Source organism: Streptomyces sp. H27-H5 (assembly GCF_026627505.1).
Classification (GTDB): domain Bacteria; phylum Actinomycetota; class Actinomycetes; order Streptomycetales; family Streptomycetaceae; genus Streptomyces.
In genome coordinates, this window is sequence record NZ_JAPNLK010000223.1 from 1 (window position 1) to 4,121 (window position 4,121).

Below are 4,121 nucleotides of genomic sequence, written 5' to 3' on the forward strand. Positions count from 1 at the left end.
CACCCCCGAGGACGCACTCGACACCGCCTGCCACCTCCACCTCACCGGTCTCGACACCTGACACGGGCAAGCGCACGCCAAGCCCGACGTCAACCCCCGAAGGATTTACGACGCAGACCACTAAGCGACGCGTCGCGAGCACCGCGCCAGTGGTACATCGTGAAGATCAGCCGTGTTCATGGCAGCACAGGCAACGGCCGGGCCGCGCCCGCAGCGGTTGACACAACCGTGCACGAAGCGGGGCAGGTTCCGATGGACCGTCATGCCCGACCGGTTCGTTCGGCTGGTTCCCAACTCGAGGGCCATCGCTGTCGCAGGCGAAGGCGGACTCCCGGCTGCCGGACACAGCCGGCGGCGAGACTCGGCGGATGCGTTCCGTCGAAGCTCGGATTCGGGTCGTTCTCGGCCCTCTCCAGGGTTGTCCGGCCTAGGGTGGTCTTCAGGCATGGGCCCGTGGACCACAGCGTGGAGGAGCCGATCATGAGCACTGCCCCGAATCTGCCGCTCCCGCCGCGCAGACCCGAGGAGTCGCATCCTCAGTCCCATCCGCTACGGACGATCCGGGAGATCCGGGAGTCCCTTCCCGAGCATCAGCTCGGGCACTTCGATGCCGAGCTGGCCGACACCGACATCGATGCCTTGCCCGACACGCTTCACCGCTGGGCGACCCTGGGCAGCGACGGGTTCCTTGAGCGACTTACGGCGGCCCCGTTCGAGGGTCTGGAGTTCGGGCAGCGGTCCTATGACGATGCGGCGGACGGCGAGTGATCTATCTGCTCGACACCAATGTGGTCGCCGAGATCACCACCCGGCCGAAGCCCGCCCCTGCCGTCGTCGCCTGGGCTCGCTCGGTTCCGTCTCCTGTCCTCTACCTGAGCGTCATCACGGTCGCGGAGATCGAAGCAGGCATTGCCGGAACCCCTGATCCGGTGCGGCGTACGGCTTTCGAGCGGGCGCTCACGGACCTCCGTGATCAGTACCGCGACCGGATCGCCGCCGTCGGCGAGCGGGAGGCCCTTGCCTACCTCGCTCTTCACCGGAGGCTCAAAAATGCCGGAACCAGCATCGATCCACCTGATGCGCTGATCGCCGCCACTGCCCTGGCGAACGGCTGGACGCTCGTGAGCCGCAACATCAAGCATCTGGCGCGATCAGGCGCACTGCTGCTGAACCCTTGGGAGTACGAGGGATAGGCCATCGAGGCTGGAACGCGGGGAAGGTCCGGTTTTGAGGCAAATAAACGAGACTGGAACTGAGACCACGGAACGCAGAAGGCCCCGGCCGGTTTCCCGGTCGGGGCCTTCAAGTGCCCGGTGAGGCACTGGCGGAGGATACGAGATTCGAACTCGTGAGGGGTTGCCCCCAACACGCTTTCCAAGCGTGCGCCCTAGGCCACTAGGCGAATCCTCCGGGGCAAACAATACAAGACGTTCAGGGGTGCTCGCGAACGTGATCGTCGGGCGGTGGACCGGGACGGATCCGGGAGCGATCCGGGAGGGGTGCGGGAGGGATGTCGCCGGCTATCCGGGACAGATGCGCGAGCGACCCGCAAGCGACCGACGGATCGACCCGGGTCGATTCCGGGTCGCTTCATCGGCTAGGGTGGGGCCAGCCCCTCACGTGGCGCTATCTCACCCAACTCCCCCAGGGCCGGAAGGCAGCAAGGGTAAGTGGGCTCTGGCGGGTGCGTGGGGGGCGTTTTGCGTTCCGGGGCGGCTTCGGCGGGGATCCGCGGGCCGGTGGGCGGCTCTTGTCGGTGGGCCCGGATAACCTCGTATACGTGTCGTCCCTTGCGCTGTACCGCCGCTATCGCCCCGAGTCGTTCGCCGAGGTCATCGGTCAGGAGCATGTCACTGCACCGCTGATGCAGGCCCTGCGGAACAACCGGGTCAATCACGCGTACCTGTTCAGCGGTCCGCGAGGGTGTGGCAAGACCACCAGCGCGCGCATCCTGGCCCGCTGCCTGAACTGTGAGCAAGGTCCCACGCCGACCCCCTGCGGGGAGTGCCAGTCCTGCAAGGACCTCGCGCGCAACGGCCCCGGCTCCATCGACGTCATCGAGATCGACGCCGCTTCGCACGGTGGTGTGGACGACGCCCGCGACCTGCGGGAGAAGGCCTTCTTCGGGCCCGCCTCCAGCCGCTACAAGATCTACATCATCGACGAGGCCCACATGGTCACCTCGGCGGGCTTCAACGCCCTGCTGAAGGTCGTCGAGGAGCCGCCGGAGCACCTGAAGTTCATCTTCGCCACGACCGAGCCGGAAAAGGTCATCGGCACCATCCGGTCCCGGACGCACCACTACCCCTTCCGGCTCGTCCCGCCCGGGACCCTGCGGGACTACCTCGGCGAGGTCTGCGGCCGCGAGGGCGCCACCGTCGAGGACGGCGTGCTGCCGCTCGTCGTGCGGGCCGGCGCCGGGTCGGTGCGTGACTCGATGTCGGTGATGGACCAGTTGCTGGCCGGCGCCGCCGAGCAGGGTGTGACGTACGCCATGGCGACGTCCCTCCTCGGTTACACGGACGGATCGCTGCTCGACTCCGTCGTGGACGCGTTCGCCGCCGGGGACGGGGCCGCCGCGTTCGAGGTCGTCGACCGCGTCGTGGAGGGCGGCAACGACCCCCGCCGGTTCGTCGCCGACCTGCTGGAGCGGCTGCGCGACCTGGTGATCCTGGCCGCCGTCCCCGACGCCGGGGAGAAGGGGCTCATCGACGCCCCCGCCGATGTCGTCGAGCGGATGACGGCCCAGGCCTCCGTCTTCGGCGCCGCCGAGCTGTCGCGCGCCGCCGACCTCGTCAACACCGGGCTCACCGAGATGCGGGGCGCGACCTCGCCCCGGCTCCAGCTGGAACTGATCTGCGCCCGCGTGCTGCTGCCCGCCGCCTTCGACGACGAGCGTTCCTTCCAGGCCCGCCTGGACCGCCTGGAGCGCGGCGGGTTCGCGGCCGCGGCCGCCGCCGCGCCCGCGGCGATGCCCGCCATGGGGTACGTCCCCGGGCCCGAGGCCCACGGCATGGCCCCGGCCGGACCCGCCGGCGGGATGGCCGCCGCCCGCGCGGCCGTCCGAGCCCCCGAACCGGAGCCCGCCACACCCCCGGCCCCCGCCCAAGCCCCGACCGCCCAAGCCCCGGCGCAGGCACCCGCCCCCGCGCAGGCCCCCGCCACCGCTCCGGGCGCCTGGCCCGGCGCCGCCCAGCCGGGCGCCGGCGCCCGCACGCCCGCTCCCGCCGCGGCCCAGCCGGGCGCCTGGCCGGGAGCCGCGAGCCCCGCCTCCGGCGCCCCGGCCCCGGCCCCGGCCGTCCAGGCCCCCGCCGCCGGTGCCTGGCCCAGCGCCACCGCACCCGGATCGGGCGCCCCCGCACCCGCGGCCGCGCCGGCCCCGAGCGGACCCACGCCCGCCATCCCCTCGCCCGGCATGGCCGCCGGAGCGGATCAGGTACAGGCCATGTGGCCCGGCGTCCTGGAGGCGGTGAAGAACCGCCGCCGCTTCACCTGGATCCTGCTCAGCCAGAACGCCCAGGTCACCGGCTTCGACGGAACGACGTTGCAGCTCGGCTTCCCCAATGTCGGAGCCCGCGACAACTTCGCGAGCAGCGGCAGCGAGGACGTCCTCAAGGCCGTTCTCGCCGAGCAGTTCCAGGTCAACTGGAAGATCGACGCGGTGGTCGGCGGCGGCGCGCCCGTGCCCGCCGTGGGTTCGTACTCCGCCCCCGCCGCGCCCGCGTACAGCCCGCCGCCCCCGCAGCAGCAGGCCCCGGCCCCGGCTCCGCAGCAGCCGTCCCAGCAGGCCTCGTACCAGCAGCGGTCCCAGCAGTCCGCGCCCCCGCCGCAGCCGCCCGAGCGGCAGGCGCCCCCGCCGGTCGCCCCCGAGGACGACGTCCCCGAGGAGGACGACCCAGACCTCGTCGACAGCGCCCTGACCGGACACGACCTGATCGTGCGCGAGCTCGGAGCCACTGTTGTGGAGGAATACACGAACGAGTAGGGCCGTCTCATCCTCGATCCACCGTGTAGTGGTCGGGCTGTGGACGGAGAAACCAGAAGAGGTGCCTGCTGACCTGGGATGATGGGAGTTCTGACGCTTCCACCAGTACCAACCAGCAAGGCACCTCTGAAGTGAA

At 70.9% G+C, this 4,121-nt stretch carries 3 protein-coding genes, 1 tRNA gene and 1 other RNA gene; 4 read left to right on the top strand and 1 reads right to left on the bottom strand.

Annotated features, from left to right (window positions below; all coding sequences use genetic code 11):
• The first annotated feature begins 480 nt into the window (after window positions 1–480).
• Together OTB19_RS41885 and OTB19_RS41890 are read left to right on the top strand one after the other, a co-directional pair.
• Window positions 481–768, top strand: coding sequence for a hypothetical protein (locus tag OTB19_RS41885; protein ID WP_267804114.1), 288 nt, complete (start codon window positions 481–483; stop codon window positions 766–768).
• Window positions 765–1,193, top strand: a complete 429-nt coding sequence (locus OTB19_RS41890; protein WP_267804115.1) for a type II toxin-antitoxin system VapC family toxin — start codon at window positions 765–767, stop codon at window positions 1,191–1,193. The genes OTB19_RS41885 and OTB19_RS41890 overlap by 4 nt, the downstream gene beginning before the upstream one ends.
• 129 nt (window positions 1,194–1,322) lie before the next feature.
• Here the strand turns inward: OTB19_RS41890 and OTB19_RS41895 are convergent.
• Window positions 1,323–1,410: transfer RNA gene (locus OTB19_RS41895), tRNA-Ser, on the bottom strand.
• 198 nt (window positions 1,411–1,608) lie between these two features.
• Here OTB19_RS41895 and ffs point away from each other — a divergent pair.
• Window positions 1,609–1,703: signal recognition particle sRNA small type (gene ffs / locus OTB19_RS41900), an RNA gene on the top strand.
• A 77-nt stretch (window positions 1,704–1,780) separates the two neighbouring features.
• The gene (locus OTB19_RS41905; protein WP_267804116.1) at window positions 1,781–3,985 is read left to right on the top strand and encodes a DNA polymerase III subunit gamma and tau; all 2,205 of its coding nucleotides are present in this window, start codon (window positions 1,781–1,783) and stop codon (window positions 3,983–3,985) included.
• The last annotated feature ends 136 nt before the right edge of the window (window positions 3,986–4,121 follow it).

Coding starts and splice junctions, on each gene's coding strand:
- OTB19_RS41885 (WP_267804114.1), top strand. CDS start 481: ATGAGCACTGCCCCGAATCTGCCGCTCCCGCCGCGCAGACCCGAGGAG.